This is a genomic window from Catenibacterium sp. CAG:290 (assembly GCF_000437715.1).
In the GTDB taxonomy this organism is placed as follows: Bacteria; Bacillota_I; Bacilli_A; order Erysipelotrichales; family Coprobacillaceae; genus Catenibacterium; species Catenibacterium mitsuoka_A.
This window is the reverse complement of record NZ_FR898862.1, coordinates 12,242-26,007: the sequence shown is the minus strand read 5'-3', so window position 1 is coordinate 26,007 and position 13,766 is coordinate 12,242. Positions and strand designations below refer to the sequence as shown.

Genomic DNA, 13,766 nt, shown 5'->3' with positions numbered 1-13,766 from the left:
ATTATTAACTTAATGACATTGCCCCGGAGGTTTTTTCTTTAGAATTATTTAAGAATTTCATCACGAATCTTTTTATTTTTAGTCACTATACTTATAAGCGAAGGAGGGATACATATGTTTGAAACATTTATGTTCACATTATTATTTCCTGTTATTATGATCAGTATTATCGCTTATTTAAGTACATTGACTCGTTGATTATGAAGAAGGGGAGTTAAGTTAATGAAACATACAATATTACTTGTAGAAGACGAGTTAGGTATTAGAGAAACAGTTAAGATCTTTTTAAAGAGTCAGAATTATGAAGTCATTGAAGCGGAGAATGGAAAAGAAGGCCTTGAGGCACTTCAAAACAATGATATTCATTTAGCTATTGTAGATATTATGATGCCTGTTATGGATGGGCTGACTATGACAATGGAGCTTCGTGAAGTATCAGATATTCCTGTAATCTTTTTGACAGCGAAAACAGAAGATATTGATAAGATTACAGGACTTAATCTAGGGGCAGATGATTATATCACTAAACCTTTTGAACCTATGGAACTCATTGCAAGAGTGAATTCTAATTTAAGACGCTATGAACAAATCTTAAATTTAAAGGGAAGTACACAGACACCAAGTAATCAGCTTATTGTAGGAGGTTTAGTATTAGACCAGGCAACTAAAGAAGTCTTTGTGAATGGTCGTTCAGTAAGACTCACTAAGAAAGAATTCCAGATATTAGAACTATTAATGAGTTATCCTGGTAAGGTGTATTCTGCAGAAGAAATTTATGAATCTATCTGGGAAGAAACAGCCATTAATACAGAAACAATCATGGTTCATGTAAGAAGACTTAGAGAAAAGATTGAAGCCAATCCTAAACATCCTGAGTATTTGAAAGCTGTCTGGGGTGTTGGCTATAAAATAGAAAAGATGGAGTGATGAGAATGAAGAAAAGACGTATATTTATTATTGGCTTAATTGTCTTATTATTGGCTTGCCCGAGCTGTATGATTTATATCACAGTAAAACAGCAGGATGGTTATAAGAAAAGAGTCGCAGACAATACGAATGAATATATGCTGCAGTTTCTTACAATGGCAGTTGAATCAAAAACAGATCCTGATTATAAGCCTTTAAATTTTAATGGGCTAGATGAAAAATCACAAGAAGCAGCTACTGCGACGATGAATGAAATATTCAAAACTGTTTTAGATATGGAACAGGATGATGATGGATTTCACTATGAAGCATATAATGAAAAGACAAGACAGTATTATAAGAATCAGAAATCTTATTATCCTGTCGCCTATGAAGAATTTTTTAAATCTAGTGCGCGTTCGAAATATTTTTACACGGATACTGTAGCTCTTTTTGATGAAAGTGATATTATTAGTAACCTTGATGCAGGATATAAGCTCGAAGAAGGAAAAGATGGAAAAAGATCTTTACTTAAAGTATATAATACGTATGTAGATTTAAATCAGGTAAGTATTAATTTACCTAAAGATATAGAAATGACTTATTATTGTACAATGTATGAATCGCCTATGACATATATTGAACGTAATTTTGTGGATGAATATGATATTGCAGTCCTTTCAGGAGTTGCTCTTCTTCTGGGTTTAGTTATCTTTATATATATTTTAATGAATTCATTAGAAGTAGAAGAAGTTATTAATCCATATCGCACAATTAAACAATGGAAGCTATTAACTGTTATTATCATTATTGGATTAACTAGTTTTATTTTTATAGGGGCATCAGGAGTAACAGGTGCTCTTGTGATGACGGGAGAACTTCAAGGTGCCCTTGCAAGACATAATATAGCTTATGCTACACCTATCAGTTATTGTCTTTATTTCTTTTCTATGTTTATTTTCTATTTCTTATTCTCAATGCTGTGCTTTACTGTTAAGTATATGTTTATGAATGGAGTAGATTACTTTAGAAACAATACATGTACTTATGCCCTTTATGCAAAAACAAAGGAACTAGGTAATAGAGTGACTGAATTTGATTTGAAGGATAATATCAATCAGGATATCTTGAAATTTACTATCTGTAATGCATTGCTCGTTATTGTTTTGTATGTCATCTCACCAAGTAAGACAATTTTTGCGATTGTTTATGTCATGATCTCTTTCTTATATATAAGAAAGCAGTCAATGAAGGTAAAGAATGATTATAAAAATATGCTTAACTTTACAGAACAGCTTTCTCATGGTCATTTTGATACAGAAATAGAAGATGATCTAGGCATCTTCAACAGTATGCGTGATCGCTTAAATAACCTGAAAACTGGTTTTGAAGCAGCTGTAAAAGAAGAAACAAAATCACAGAATATGAAGACAGAACTTATTACCAATGTCTCACATGATTTAAAAACTCCTCTTACATGTATTAAGAACTATGTTATTTTACTTAAGAATACACAAGCTGATGAAGCAACAAGAGCAGAATATTTAAATCAGTTAGAAAAATATACGAATAGACTTTCCAATCTCATCCAGGATCTCTTTGATGTTTCTAAAGCCTCTAGTGGTAATATTGACCTTCATCCTATTGATTTAAGATTACAAGCGTTAGCTGATCAGTCCTTAGCTGAATGTATTAAAGTCTTAGAATCTAAAGATATCCAGGTCATTAAGAATGTTGAAGATGTCGTTGTACACTTAGATGGAGATAAGACATATCGTGTCTTTGAAAACCTATTAACTAATATTGGAAAGTATGCCATGCCACATAGTCGTGCTTATATTGATATTCATGAGGAAGAAGACTATGTTTCAGTCATATTCAAGAATATGAGTGAAGTAGAAATAAATTTCTCTAGCGAAGAAATCCAGGAACGTTTTGTACGTGGAGATAAATCCCGTCATGAAACAGGCAGCGGTCTAGGACTCGCGATTGCGAAAAGCTTTGTCGTTGCTCAGGGTGGTACATTTGATATAGAAATAGATGGTGATCTCTTTAAAGTCATCATGACATTCAAAAAAAGTTAAAGTGTCAAGTAAAAATACTTGACACCTCATTTGAATATGGTATTATAAGTAAGCAAATTAAATTAATCGGAGGAAAATACAATGGCAGTTAAATTAAGATTAAAGAGAATGGGTGCTAAGAAGTCACCATTTTATAGAATTGTTGCAGCTGATTCAAGAATGCCAAGAGATGGTCGTTTCATTGAACAGTTAGGAACTTATGATCCAAGACAGAACCCAGCTAAGGTTTCTTTAAAGAAAGAAGAAATCTTAAAGTGGTTAGGTAACGGTGCTCAGCCTTCTGACACAGTTAAGAACATCCTTTCTAGAGAAGGCGTAATCAAAGAATTTGCTGAATCTAAGAAGGCTAAATAATTATGGATTACGTTAAGGCATTACAGGACATCTGTCTTGAACTTGTCAATGATCGTGATAAGTTAGAGGTTAGAGAAATGCCTTCATTAGACGATAATGCGATTGTTCTATATGTTTATGCATCACATGATGATATTTCTAAATTAATTGGTAGAAAAGGTGTTATGGCTAATTCTATCAGACAGCTTATGTCTGTAAGTACACGTGGTATGCATAAGAGATTAGATATCAAATTTGAATCATATGGTGAGGAATAAAGGAAGTGTACACTTCCTTTTTTTTGGAGGTACAAATGGAACTTGTAGAAATCGGTAAAATCATTAATACATTTGGAATCAAGGGTGATTTAAAGATTGCTTCTTCAACTGATTTTGGAGAACAGCGCTTTGCCCCTGGCAGCCATATTCTTGTCAAAACACCAAGAGAATATCTTGATTTTGAAATCAGTAAGCATTATATCCATAAAGGTTTTGATATGATTGCATTTAAAGGGTATACAGATATTAATGAAGTAGAAAAGTATAAAGGATGTATTTGTTATGCACCTAAGGATGCTTCTTTACTACCTGAAGGCATGCATTATATTTCTGATATTGTGGATTGTGAAGTCTATAATAATGGCACTTATATTGGCAAGGTGACTGATGTATATCAGGGGGCACAGGCTATTATTGGTGTAGATGTAAATGGTAAGAAGGTTATGATTCCTTATATTGATGCTTTTGTAAAGAATAAGGATATTGAACATAAGCGTATTGATGTCTCATTGATTGGAGGCTTCTTAGATGAAGATTGATGTTCTTTCATTATTTCCAGAGATGTTTGAAGGATTCTTGACAACATCTATTATTAAAAGAGCTATTGATAGTGGTCATGTAGAAGTGACTATTCATGATTTTAGAGAATTTGCGACAGATCGTCATAAGAGTGTAGATGATACACCTTATGGTGGTGGACAGGGCATGGTGCTTATGTGTAAGCCTTTATTAGATTGTTTAAAGACAGTAGTCACAAAGGATTCACTTGTTATTTTAATGAGCCCTCAGGGCATGACACATCATCAGGCTTATGCTGAAGAATTAGCTCTCAATCAGAAACATATCGTTATCATCTGTGGTCATTATGAAGGCTTTGATGAACGTATTCGTGATTATGTAGATGTAGAACTTTCTATTGGTGATTATGTACTCACAGGAGGAGAACTTGGTGCGATGGTAGTCATGGATAGTGTGATCCGTTTGCTTCATGGAGTGATCACTCAGGCAAGTCATGAAGATGATTCATTCTCTAATGGATTATTAGAATATCCACAATATACAAGACCTTATGAATATGAAGGCAGCAAGGTTCCTGATGTCCTCATAAGTGGTCATCATGAAAATATCCGTAAATGGCGTTTAAAGGAATCATTACGTAAAACAATGATCAAACGTCCTGATTTATTAGAAAAACGTTCATTTACAGAAGAAGAGTTAGAAATTCTAAAAGAATTAAAAAAGTAATTGATTTATAAAAAAGACGGTGCTATAATAGCCAAGTCGTAAGACACAGAAGTTCCGCTGGTTATATATACGAATGAGCTTCCAAGACTAAATTTGTGTAGGAGGAAATGTTATAATGAACATGCAGTTAGTAAATGAAATTACTAAGAGCCAGATCAAGACTGATGTACCTCAGTTCAAAGCTGGTGACACTTTAAAAGTATTTGTAAAGATCCAGGAAGGTAATAAGACTCGTCTTCAGATGTTCGAAGGTGTTTGTATTGCTAAAAAGGGTAGTGGTATTGGTGAAACTTTCACTGTTAGAAAGATTTCTTACGGTGTAGGTGTTGAAAGAGTATTCCCAGTAAACTCTCCAATCATCGATCATATCGAAGTAGCTAAGGTTGGTAAAGTACGTAGAGCTAAATTACATTACTTACGTGGATTATCTGGTAAAGCTGCTAGAATTAAAGAAATTCGATAAGAGAATGGGGGCTTACCCCATTCTTTTTTTCTATATTATGAATAAATTAAAGAAGCTGTGTTTACCTGGTCTAGTGACTCTTATATTATGCTTATTTACTTTTATTGTTCTTCCTGTAAAGGTAAAAGGAACATCAATGATGCCTACTATTCATGATGGAGATTTTATCTTAATGACTGGAATTACATCACATAAGCAGATACATCGTTTTGATATCGTTGATGTACGCAGCGCAGCATTAAAAGAAGATATCATTAAACGAGTGATTGGACTACCAGGAGAAGAAATCAGCTATAAGAATGATCATTTATATATTGATGGTAAACTTGTAGAAGAACCATTCTTCAAACTTTCTTTTATACAGAAAGAAAAAAGAGAATTAGGTCTTACCCAATATACAAGAGATTTTAAAATCAAGTTAAAGCATAATGAATATTTTGTTTTAGGGGATAACCGTCCTTTATCCTATGATTCAAGATATTTTGGACCTATCCACAAAGAAGATATTCGTGCTAAAAATGGATATATCATTTATCCTATAAAACATATTAAGAGTAATGATTGAGGAGGAAATTATGGCAAAACAGATTCAGTGGTATCCAGGGCATATGGCTAAAGCCCAAAGAGAAATCGAAAGTAAAGTTAAGTTAGTAGATATTGTGATTGAACTTGTAGATGCACGAGCTCCTTTTTCAACACATAATCCAGAACTTGATTATATGATTAAGAATAAGCCACGCCTCTATATTCTTACAAAGAAAGATTTAGCTGATCCTAAGGCAACAGATGCATTAATTGCAGAATTTAAAAGACAGGGACACAGTGCTATTGCGGTTGACTTAAAGAACTTCAAGGAAGAAAAGAAAATCGTTAATATGTGCCGTTATCAGTTAAAAGAAAAGCGTGAAAAAGAAGCGGCTAGAGGATTAAAACCCAAACCAATTCGTGCCCTTGTTGCAGGTATTCCAAATGTAGGTAAGTCTACTTTTATTAATAAGATTGCGAAAAGAAAAGCGGCTGCAGTAGGAAACAAACCAGGTGTAACTAAGGCTCAGCAGATTATTCGTGTTGATAAGGACTTTGAACTTTTTGATACACCAGGTGTTCTAGAACCTAAGTTTACAGATATCAATAAAGCAATGAATGTCGCACTATGTGGCTCTATTAAGATGGAAATTCTTCCTCTTGATGATCTCTTTATTCATGCAATTGGTTATCTTGCAAAACATTATCCAGAAAAGTTGATGGAACGTTATAATTTGACTATTGATTTAGATTCTGATTGGGTACTACCAGTCTATGATCATATTTCAGATTATCGTCATATTAAGAAATTAAGAGGCGAAACAGATTATGACCGTGTTCAGGAAACGTTCTTTAATGACTTAAAGAATGCCTCTCTGGGAAGAATTACTTGGGAGTTAAGCGATGAATAATCAGGAACGTTTAAAATATGAAAATGAAGCCAGAGCTGCTGGTTATTCTAGAATATTAGGTGTCGATGAAGCAGGAAGAGGTCCTATGGCTGGACCACTTGTTGTAGGTGGTGTCATCTTTCCTGAGGATTTCTATGATGAACGTATTAACGACTCTAAGAAGCTCACAGAAAAGAAAAGAGAAGCACTTTATGACTTCATTATAGAGAATGCGCTTGCTTATCAAATAGAGGTTTTATCAGTAGAAGAAGTAGATAAACTGAATGTCTATGAAGCCTCTCGTACAGGTATGAAACGTATTGTTGCATCATTAGAACCTGATTTTACATTAAGTGATGCAATGCCTTTAGGAGATATTCCTCATCTTTCTATTATTAAAGGAGATGCAAAAAGTTTATCTATTGGAGCAGCAAGTATTCTTGCAAAAGTGACTCGAGACCGCATCATGAAGGAATATGGTAAACAATATCCAAAATATGGCTTTGAAAAACATAAAGGTTATGTCACTAAGGCACATAAGGAAGCATTAGAAAAATATGGTGTGACTCCAATACATCGTAAATCTTTTGCGCCAGTACAGAAAGTACTGAATGAACAATTATCATTTGATTTTGAAGAGAAAGATTAAATATCTTTCTCTTTTTTGAGAAAAGAAGCCTCTTACAGGGAATAGATATAGTAGGAGGTGATTGCGTGGAAGATATTCTACTTTATTTTTCGTTGAAGTATCATGGACAGTTTGATTTGATTTATAAGGCATTAGAACGTAAAGAACGCGTAGATGAATCATTAAAGAAAGAACTTTTTGCGACAATTAAGTGTTCTTATACGACTATTATTAGTGATGATTATCCACAGCATCTTAAGTTCATCAACTGTCCTCCATTTGTGCTCTATTATTATGGATCTTTATCTTTGTTAGATAATGAATGTATCGGTGTAATTGGTAAGAGAGACTGTAGTGAGTATGGTGTCCAGGCGACACGTATTCTTGTAGAAGATCTTGTAAAACAGGGACTTGTGATTGTATCAGGTATGGCTAAAGGTATAGATGGTGTGGGCCATCGTACGGCTTTAAAATCTAATGGTCATACAGTGGCAGTACTTGGAAGTGGGATAGATTATCCCTACCCACCAATGAATAAGGAACTCTATGATCAATTAAAAAACGAACTTATTATCAGTGAATATCCAGGTCTTACCCCACCTAGAAAGGACTATTTCCCTAAACGCAATCGTATTATTGCTGGACTCTCACAGAAGCTTCTTGTCACTGAAGCAGATATTAAAAGTGGCACAATGATTACAGTTGGTTTTGCCCTAGAACAAGGCAAGGATGTCTTTGCAGTTCCAGGACGTATATATGACTGCAAAGGCTGTAATGCACTCATCCAGCAGGGCGCAAAGCTAGTTATGAGTGTAGAAGATATCTTAGAAGAATAGGAAGCGTTTCGCTTCTTATTCTCACTAAGATGTTGACAAAATAAAAAAATCCCATATTATAAGGTGATGAAGGAGGGTTAGATGTATGAGTCATTTAGTTATTGTCGAATCACCATCTAAATCTAAAACAATTAGTAAATACTTAAGCGATGATTTCGTAGTTAAATCATCAAAAGGACATATCAGAGACCTGGCTATCTCTGGTAAAGGCGGCTTAGGTGTAGATATAGAAAATGAGTTTGCCCCTCATTATGTTATTAGTAAAGATAAGAAAGATGTTGTAAAAGAACTAAAAGCATGTGCTAAAAAAGCAGATGATGTTTATCTCGCAACCGATCCGGACCGTGAAGGGGAAGCCATCTCATGGCATTTAGCAGAAGTATTAGGATTAGATCCTGAAACTACAAAGAGAGTAGAATTCCACGAAGTGACTAAGAATGCAGTCACAAATGCGATTGAAAATCCACGTAGGATAGATATGGATTTAGTCCATTCACAAGAAACAAGACGTGTTCTAGATAGAATTATTGGGTTTAAGCTTTCTAAACTACTACAGAAGAAGATTAAATCTAAGTCTGCAGGACGTGTACAGTCAGTTGCATTAAGATTAATCTGTGAAAGAGAAGCAGAAATTGCTGCATTCGTACCAGAAGAATTTTGGAAGATCGATGCTGAATTTGAAAAGGATAATATTCCTTTCAAGGCAGAACTTACAAAACATAAGACTAAGAAGTTAGAAATCCATAATGGTGAAGAAGCACAGGCTATTTATGATGCACTAGGTTCAACTTTTATTGTTGAAAAGATTAAAAAGACAACAAAGAAAAGAAATTCTTATGCACCATTTATTACTTCAACACTTCAACAGGAAGCATCCAGTAAATTAGGATTTAAGGCAAGACGTACTATGTCCATTGCTCAGAAATTATATGAAGGGATTGATATCGGTACTGAAACTGTCGGTTTGATTACTTATATGAGAACTGACTCTATTCGTTTATCACCAGAATTCACTTCTGCTGCTATGGATTATATTGAAAAGACATATGGTAAAGAATATGTAGGAAGCATTAAGGTGTCTAAAAAGACTGAAAATGTTCAGGATGCCCATGAAGCCATCCGTCCAACAAGTATTGAACGTACACCAGAAAGTATTAAACAATATCTTACACAGGAACAATATAAGCTTTATTCATTGATCTATGCCCGTGCACTTGCTTCACTCATGGCACCAAGCCAGTCTGCAAGTACATCTTTAGTATTAGACAACAATGATTATAAGTTTAATGCATCAGGCTCTATCTTAAAGTTTGATGGTTGGTTAAAGGTTTATGGTGAATATGATAAGAGTAAGAATGAATTACTCCCAGATATGAGTGAAAATGAAGAAATTGACGCTAAAAAGATCAATAAGGAACAACATTTCACTACACCACCAGCACGTTATACAGAAGCAAAACTTATTAAGGCAATGGAAGAATTAGGTATTGGCCGTCCTTCTACCTATGCCACTATTATTGATACAATTCAGACTAGAGAATATGTCATTTTGGAAAAGAAAACATTCAAGCCTACTGAATCAGGTCTTTTGACTAATAAGAAACTTCTTGAATATTTTGATTCAATTATCAATGTAGACTATACTGCAAAGATGGAAAATGAGCTTGATGAAATTGCGAAGGGTCAGGATACTTATGTTCATGCTTTAACTGAATTTGAACAAGTATTTGAACCACTATTAGAAAAAGCCTATGATGGTATGGAAAAGATTGAACCACAAAAAACAGGAGAAAAATGCCCTGAGTGTGGTGGAGATCTTGTTATTAGAAAAGGAAGATTTGGAGAATTTGTAGCCTGCTCTAATTATCCAGAATGTAAATATGTTAAAGCTGATGAAAATAAGATCAATGAAGAAACAGGTGAGACATGTCCTCAATGTGGTTCTCCTATGATCTATAAAATGGGTCGTTTTGGACGCTTTGAAGCATGTTCTAATTACCCTAAATGTAAATATATCAAGCCTCAGAAGCTTGAAGAGACAGGTGAAACATGTCCTAACTGTGGCAGTCCAGTTGTATGGAAAAAGGGTCGTTTTGGTCCATTTAAAGCCTGCTCTAATTATCCAAAGTGTAAAACAATTATTAAAGAAAAGAAAAAGAAAGAGGAATAATGAACTGCCCATGCAGTTCATTTTCTTTATTGGAGGAAAATATGATTAAGGAAGTAAATGTCGTAGGTGGAGGTTTAGCTGGTGTCGAAGCGATTTATCAGCTTGTTAAAGAAGGTATTCCTGTCCATTTATATGAAATGAGACCAGTGAAAAAGACTGATGTTCATAAGACAAGTGATTTCGCGGAACTTGTTTGCTCTAATTCATTGCGTGCAGATGGTTTAAAAAATGCGGTCGGTGTATTAAAACAGGAAATGACAATGAATGATAGCTTGATTATCAAGATGGCAAGAGACCATGCAGTACCTGCTGGAGGATCTTTGGCAGTCGATCGTGAAGGTTTTTCTCATGCAGTGACAGAATTTATTGAAAATCATCCTTTAGTCACTGTACACCGAGAAGAAGTGACAAAAATACCTGAAGGGCCTACTATTATTGCCTCAGGACCTTTGACAAGTGATGCACTCGCAAAAGAAATTATGAATTTAATGGGTAATCAGGATTATTTTTATTTCTATGATGCAGCAGCTCCTATTGTCACAAAAGAATCTATTGATTTTAATAAAGCCTTTTATAAATCACGTTATGATAAGGGTGATGGAGAATATATCAACTGTCCAATGACTAAAGAAGAATTTGATGCTTTCTATGATGCACTGATTACTGCGGAAGTTGTTAAGCCTCATGATTTTGAAGAAAAGTTCTTTGAAGGCTGTATGCCTTTTGAAGAAATTGCGAGAAGAGGTAAACAGACATTACTTTTTGGCCCAATGAAACCAGTAGGACTAGAAAAGGATGGTCAGCGTTTTGAAGCAGTTGTTCAGTTAAGACAGGATAATGCGGTTGGGTCTCTCTATAATATTGTAGGATTCCAGACACATTTAAAATGGGGTGAACAGGACCGTATTATTCATATGATTCCAGGACTAGAAAATGCCTCTATTGTCCGTTATGGTATTATGCATCGTAACTGTTACTTCAATTCACCTACCTATTTAAATCCTACATATCAATTCAAGAATCGTGAAGATTTATTCTTTGCAGGTCAGATGACAGGTGTAGAAGGATATGTGGAATCTGCTCAAAGTGGTATTGTGGCTGGGAAAAATATGGTGAGATATTTAAAGGGAGAAGAATTACTAGTCTATCCTAGAGAAACAGTTATGGGATCTCTCGCTTATTATATTACTCATGCGTCTCCTAGTGATTTCCAACCAATGAAGGCTAACTTTGGAATTCTTCCTGATTTAGAAGGTAAAGTGAAGAAAAAAGAAAAGAAAGAAAAATATGCACAACGTGCATTAGAAAAGATGGAAGAATTTATCAATGGATGAGAAGAAAACTTTTCTTCACTATCTTAAATATCAAAAGAACTACTCTGTACTTACTTTAGAATCTTATGATAGAGAAATGACTGATTTTCTTTTATTTATAGGTAAAGAAAGTATTTCTTTACAGGAAGTAGATTATTATGTTATTCAGAATTATTTGATTCATTTAAATGAGAAGCACTTATCTCATACAACAATTAATCATTATTTGAGTTCTTTAAGATCTTTCTTTAAATATTTATGTAAACAGGAGATTGTTTCTTCTAATCCTTTCACACAGGTCCACTCATTAAAAACAGGTACTAGAAATCCTGATTTTCTTTATGTAGATGAAATGATGGGGTATCTAGACTCAATTGATACGCATACATCTTTAGGGGTAAGAAATAAGGCTCTTTTAGAACTTATGTATGCATCAGGGCTTCGTGTGAGTGAAGTTGTCTCACTACGTTTATCTCAGGTTGATTTTAATAGACAGATGCTTAGAGTATTCGGTAAAGGAAGTAAAGAAAGAGAAGTGCCATTTCATGATTATGCAAAGAAATGGTTATTAGAATATATTGATAATGATCGAGTAAGTATTATGAATGAATATCATGAAACACATGATTATGTATTTGTGAATAGAAGAGGAAAAAAGCTAACAAATAGGGGAGTAGAAAATATTATCGATCGTACAATGTATCTCTATGATCCATTGCGTAAGATTCATCCTCATACGATACGACATTCTTTTGCGACTCATTTACTTGATGCAGGAATGGATATCCGTGTTGTACAAGAATTATTGGGCCATTCCTCTTTATCAACAACTCAGATTTATACCCATGTATCCCAAGAACACTTAAGAGAAGTATATAATCGTACATGTCCTCGACAAGAATTTAAGAAAATTGAAAAAAATATTGACGATAAGGGTAATAAATGATATTATAATCAGCGTTGTAGACCTCTGACTACAACCGCACATAAAAGGTATTAAATGCAAGTGCTGCCTTGGTTGGCGAGTCTAAGAGAAAAAAATATGAAGGAGGTACACTGATGTACGCAATTATTGAAACTGGTGGAAAACAGTTAAAGGTTGAAGCTGGAGATACTATTTTTGTAGAAAAGTTAGATGTTGAAGAAGGCACTGAATACACTTTCGAAAAGGTTCTTTTAGTTGGTGATAATGGTGTTAAAGTTGGTCATCCTTACGTAGAAGGTGCTAAGGTTACTGCAACTGTTGAAAAACAGGGTAAGGAAAAAAAGATCACTGTATTCAAGTATAAGCCAAAGAAGCATTATCATAAGAAACAGGGTCATAGACAGCCTTATACTAAGCTAACAATCAAAGAAATCAACGCTTAATGACTCACGTAGATGTCGTTTACCATGCAGGTCAGATTCAATCAATTAAGGTTGAAGGACATGCTGGTCAAGATGAATATGGTAAAGATCTTGCATGTGCTGGTATCAGTACCGCAGTGGTAGGTATTTACAATATGCTTGAAGCTAAAGGCTTCATGAAAGATGGCAATCTTGCCAATGTTGAGAGTGGTTACTCTTATTTCGAGATATTCAATAATCGTGAAGATTATCAGATTATTCTAGAAACTTTATTAAAAATTCTAGAAACTGTTGAATACTCATATGAACAATATGTTAAAATTAACACTAGGGAGGTATAATACTATGTTAAAGTTAGATTTACAGTTATTCGCTTCTAAAAAGGGTGTAGGTTCTACTAAGAACGGTCGTGACTCTGAATCAAAGCGTTTAGGTGCTAAGCTTTCTGATGGACAGACTTGCACAGCTGGTTCAATTATTTATAGACAGAGAGGTACTAAGGTTCATCCTGGTACTAATGTTGGTAAAGGTGGAGACGATACTTTATTCGCTAAAGTTGATGGTGTCGTTAAATACGAAAGACTTGGTAAAAACAAGAAACAGGTATCTGTTTACCCTGTAGCTTAATCTCAAGAATCCCCCATGGGATTCTTTTTTTAAAGAAAGAAGGTGGATACATGAAATTTATTGATCGCGTTAAGATTTATGTTCAAGCAGGTACTGGAGGTAATGGTACAGTTGCTTTCAG

Annotated in this window: 17 protein-coding genes and 1 other annotated feature; all 17 genes read left to right on the top strand. The window is 34.4% G+C overall.

From position 1 onward, the window contains the following. The first annotated feature begins 222 nt into the window (after nt 1-222). Nucleotides 223-927, top strand: a complete 705-nt coding sequence (locus QVO42_RS09160) for a response regulator transcription factor (protein ID WP_022425816.1) — start codon at nt 223-225, stop codon at nt 925-927. Between the two features lie 5 nt (nt 928-932). Then, entirely contained in the window at nt 933-2,990 is a 2,058-nt protein-coding gene (locus QVO42_RS09155; RefSeq protein ID WP_022425815.1) for a sensor histidine kinase, read from the top strand. Between the two features lie 81 nt (nt 2,991-3,071). Continuing rightward, nucleotides 3,072-3,344 (top strand): 30S ribosomal protein S16, encoded by a 273-nt coding sequence (gene rpsP, locus QVO42_RS09150; RefSeq protein WP_022425814.1) that lies wholly within the window; start codon nt 3,072-3,074, stop codon nt 3,342-3,344. 2 nt (nt 3,345-3,346) lie between these two features. Beyond that, nucleotides 3,347-3,601, top strand: a complete 255-nt coding sequence (locus QVO42_RS09145; protein WP_006504719.1) for a KH domain-containing protein — start codon at nt 3,347-3,349, stop codon at nt 3,599-3,601. 35 nt (nt 3,602-3,636) lie between these two features. Then, nucleotides 3,637-4,140, top strand: coding sequence for a ribosome maturation factor RimM (gene rimM, locus QVO42_RS09140; protein WP_022425813.1), 504 nt, complete (start codon nt 3,637-3,639; stop codon nt 4,138-4,140). Further along, entirely contained in the window at nt 4,130-4,846 is a 717-nt protein-coding gene (trmD, locus tag QVO42_RS09135; RefSeq protein ID WP_022425812.1) for a tRNA (guanosine(37)-N1)-methyltransferase TrmD, read from the top strand. The genes rimM and trmD overlap by 11 nt, the downstream gene beginning before the upstream one ends. A gap of 115 nt (nt 4,847-4,961) precedes the next feature. Continuing rightward, the gene (gene rplS, locus QVO42_RS09130) at nt 4,962-5,309 is read left to right on the top strand and encodes a 50S ribosomal protein L19 (RefSeq protein WP_022425811.1); all 348 of its coding nucleotides are present in this window, start codon (nt 4,962-4,964) and stop codon (nt 5,307-5,309) included. 4 nt (nt 5,310-5,313) lie between these two features. After that, the gene (gene lepB, locus QVO42_RS09125) at nt 5,314-5,874 is read left to right on the top strand and encodes a signal peptidase I (protein ID WP_022425810.1); all 561 of its coding nucleotides are present in this window, start codon (nt 5,314-5,316) and stop codon (nt 5,872-5,874) included. Between the two features lie 10 nt (nt 5,875-5,884). Then, nucleotides 5,885-6,745 (top strand): ribosome biogenesis GTPase YlqF, encoded by an 861-nt coding sequence (gene ylqF, locus QVO42_RS09120; RefSeq protein WP_022425809.1) that lies wholly within the window; start codon nt 5,885-5,887, stop codon nt 6,743-6,745. Beyond that, complete coding sequence (rnhB, locus tag QVO42_RS09115) at nt 6,738-7,373, top strand: ribonuclease HII (protein WP_022425808.1); 636 nt, start codon at nt 6,738-6,740, stop codon at nt 7,371-7,373. Before ylqF ends, rnhB begins: the two co-directional genes overlap by 8 nt. Before the next feature lie 65 nt (nt 7,374-7,438). Continuing rightward, nucleotides 7,439-8,188, top strand: a complete 750-nt coding sequence (gene dprA, locus QVO42_RS09110) for a DNA-processing protein DprA (protein WP_022425807.1) — start codon at nt 7,439-7,441, stop codon at nt 8,186-8,188. Between the two features lie 85 nt (nt 8,189-8,273). Beyond that, a complete protein-coding gene (gene topA, locus QVO42_RS09105; RefSeq protein WP_022425806.1) occupies nt 8,274-10,358 on the top strand; it encodes a type I DNA topoisomerase in 2,085 nt (694 codons plus the stop codon). Between the two features lie 41 nt (nt 10,359-10,399). Next, entirely contained in the window at nt 10,400-11,692 is a 1,293-nt protein-coding gene (gene trmFO / locus QVO42_RS09100; protein WP_022425805.1) for a methylenetetrahydrofolate--tRNA-(uracil(54)-C(5))-methyltransferase (FADH(2)-oxidizing) TrmFO, read from the top strand. Then, complete coding sequence (gene xerA / locus QVO42_RS09095; RefSeq protein ID WP_022425804.1) at nt 11,685-12,617, top strand: site-specific tyrosine recombinase/integron integrase; 933 nt, start codon at nt 11,685-11,687, stop codon at nt 12,615-12,617. Before trmFO ends, xerA begins: the two co-directional genes overlap by 8 nt. A gap of 22 nt (nt 12,618-12,639) precedes the next feature. Then, nucleotides 12,640-12,710 (top strand) — a sequence feature (ribosomal protein L21 leader region). A 20-nt stretch (nt 12,711-12,730) separates the two neighbouring features. After that, nucleotides 12,731-13,039, top strand: coding sequence for a 50S ribosomal protein L21 (gene rplU, locus QVO42_RS09090; protein WP_022425803.1), 309 nt, complete (start codon nt 12,731-12,733; stop codon nt 13,037-13,039). Further along, entirely contained in the window at nt 13,039-13,359 is a 321-nt protein-coding gene (locus tag QVO42_RS09085; protein WP_022425802.1) for a ribosomal-processing cysteine protease Prp, read from the top strand. The genes rplU and QVO42_RS09085 overlap by 1 nt, the downstream gene beginning before the upstream one ends. A gap of 4 nt (nt 13,360-13,363) precedes the next feature. Then, nucleotides 13,364-13,645 (top strand): 50S ribosomal protein L27, encoded by a 282-nt coding sequence (rpmA, locus tag QVO42_RS09080; RefSeq protein WP_022425801.1) that lies wholly within the window; start codon nt 13,364-13,366, stop codon nt 13,643-13,645. The last annotated feature ends 121 nt before the right edge of the window (nt 13,646-13,766 follow it).

Coding starts and splice junctions, on each gene's coding strand:
- xerA (WP_022425804.1), top strand. CDS start 11,685: ATGGATGAGAAGAAAACTTTTCTTCACTATCTTAAATATCAAAAGAAC.
- topA (WP_022425806.1), top strand. CDS start 8,274: ATGAGTCATTTAGTTATTGTCGAATCACCATCTAAATCTAAAACAATT.
- QVO42_RS09145 (WP_006504719.1), top strand. CDS start 3,347: ATGGATTACGTTAAGGCATTACAGGACATCTGTCTTGAACTTGTCAAT.
- trmD (WP_022425812.1), top strand. CDS start 4,130: ATGAAGATTGATGTTCTTTCATTATTTCCAGAGATGTTTGAAGGATTC.
- rpsP (WP_022425814.1), top strand. CDS start 3,072: ATGGCAGTTAAATTAAGATTAAAGAGAATGGGTGCTAAGAAGTCACCA.
- QVO42_RS09155 (WP_022425815.1), top strand. CDS start 933: ATGAAGAAAAGACGTATATTTATTATTGGCTTAATTGTCTTATTATTG.
- lepB (WP_022425810.1), top strand. CDS start 5,314: ATGGGGGCTTACCCCATTCTTTTTTTCTATATTATGAATAAATTAAAG.
- rimM (WP_022425813.1), top strand. CDS start 3,637: ATGGAACTTGTAGAAATCGGTAAAATCATTAATACATTTGGAATCAAG.
- rnhB (WP_022425808.1), top strand. CDS start 6,738: ATGAATAATCAGGAACGTTTAAAATATGAAAATGAAGCCAGAGCTGCT.
- rpmA (WP_022425801.1), top strand. CDS start 13,364: ATGTTAAAGTTAGATTTACAGTTATTCGCTTCTAAAAAGGGTGTAGGT.
- trmFO (WP_022425805.1), top strand. CDS start 10,400: ATGATTAAGGAAGTAAATGTCGTAGGTGGAGGTTTAGCTGGTGTCGAA.
- rplU (WP_022425803.1), top strand. CDS start 12,731: ATGTACGCAATTATTGAAACTGGTGGAAAACAGTTAAAGGTTGAAGCT.
- rplS (WP_022425811.1), top strand. CDS start 4,962: ATGAACATGCAGTTAGTAAATGAAATTACTAAGAGCCAGATCAAGACT.
- QVO42_RS09160 (WP_022425816.1), top strand. CDS start 223: ATGAAACATACAATATTACTTGTAGAAGACGAGTTAGGTATTAGAGAA.
- ylqF (WP_022425809.1), top strand. CDS start 5,885: ATGGCAAAACAGATTCAGTGGTATCCAGGGCATATGGCTAAAGCCCAA.
- QVO42_RS09085 (WP_022425802.1), top strand. CDS start 13,039: ATGACTCACGTAGATGTCGTTTACCATGCAGGTCAGATTCAATCAATT.